Here is a 1,602-nt window from a genome sequence, read left to right on the forward strand (position 1 = left end):
ACTCATCCTTCCGTACCGTACAACTTAAGCAACTCGCTGACTTTGAATACCAACCCGAGCAAAGCACAGCCAACACTTTGCCTATGGTCAAACCCTATCTAGGGCAAAAAGCATCTTTGAATAATCTTTATCTGGAAAATACCTCACCAGCCCAGCAATATGCAGTACCCACACGTACCTTGAATCTTGAAGAAGCCGTGCAAATCGCCGTTAAACGCAATCCCAATATTGCCCAAACCATTTCTACTCTGGCTTCCCAAAATGCCAATATCGATGTCGCCAAGGCACAATACTATCCGCAATTAAAAGCCGGTATGAATACTGGTGACTTCACCTCAAATGATAAAGGGCGGCAGCTGTATTCTGTTGAAGCCAATCAATTGCTCTATGATTTTGGCAAAGTCAAAAGCAGTGTCACCACACAACAGAATAAATTGGCGGTTGAACAAGCCAATGTCTTGATCAGTATTGATGAAATCTCCACGCAAACGGTGCGAGATATTTTAGCTTTACTGAGATATCGTCATATTATAAAAATCGCCCAGGATCAATTTGATGGGGTCAGCCGTTTACATGAGATTGCACGATTAAGAGCCGAGGCAGGCATCAGCAGCCATGCAGATCCGGTACAGGCACAAAGTTATGTTGAGTATTCCCGATCCTACCTGATTACCCAACAGAATTTCCTCAGACAACAAGAACAAAAGCTACGCACCTTATTGGGTTTTGATGTCAGTCAAACCGAGTTCAATATTCCTGATGAATTCGTTAAGCAATCAGGTTTATATGACGACCCTGAAGTGAATACCATTCCCAGCATGATTGCAGCAAAGGCCCAAATTGATGTGGCACAGAGTCAAAAGAAACAGACCCAACTCAGTGTTTATCCCACCATTTCATTGGTCGGTGCGGTGACCAAGGCCTTGCATGGTCAAAACCCCAATACCGGGATTGAAAACGATACCGACAGTTCAATTGGGGTGCAGATGTCGAGTAATTTCTATCAAGGCGGTGCTGTTGGTTCACAAGTCAAAGCGGCAAATTATGCTGAACAGGCCGCACGCGCCAAATTGAATGCCACCTATCTCAATATTATGGATCAGGCCCAGATTGCCCGTGAAAGTATAGAAAACACCGATAAACAAATTTGGGTATTGATGGACCGAGAACGCTCAACCGCCAAAACCCGTGAGTTGTATGAAGAGCAATACAAACTCGGCAAACGTTCGATTTTAGATTTACTCAGTTCCGAACAATCATATCAAAGCTCAAGGATTGAAAGAGAAGCTGCACGATTTGATATCTATGACACCATTGCACAGTTTATCAATGTAACCGGTAAGAGCAGACATGCTTATCATTTAAATAATATGCAAATTCAGGGGTTTGAAGTTCAGCCATGAATAATAATACACTCAACTATCAACCCTGGTTACAAGCCATTGTCGCGGTTGCACAGCATTACCGTATTCAACCCTCAGAAGAACAAATACGTCTGCAACTGGATTGGAATAAATATCAGCATATTGATGACATGCTGGCCTTGATTACCCGTCAGGTCGGCTTAAATGTACGTCAGGCTGACTTTAGTACCGATGTCCT

Annotated in this window: 2 protein-coding genes; both read left to right on the forward strand. The window is 43.3% G+C overall.

The genetic code is table 11. The features are described 5' to 3' along the window. The coding region (locus OSH00_RS20420) for a TolC family protein (RefSeq protein ID WP_266131947.1) at window positions 1–1,403 on the forward strand (1,403 nt) is incomplete at its 5' end. Beyond that, window positions 1,400–1,602: hypothetical protein (locus tag OSH00_RS20425; protein WP_266131948.1), on the forward strand; the 203-nt coding region annotated here is incomplete at its 3' end. The genes OSH00_RS20420 and OSH00_RS20425, both read left to right, overlap by 4 nt.

Origin of the sequence: Acinetobacter nematophilus (genome assembly GCF_026344175.1) — a bacterium.
Taxonomy (GTDB): domain Bacteria; phylum Pseudomonadota; class Gammaproteobacteria; order Pseudomonadales; family Moraxellaceae; genus Acinetobacter; species Acinetobacter nematophilus.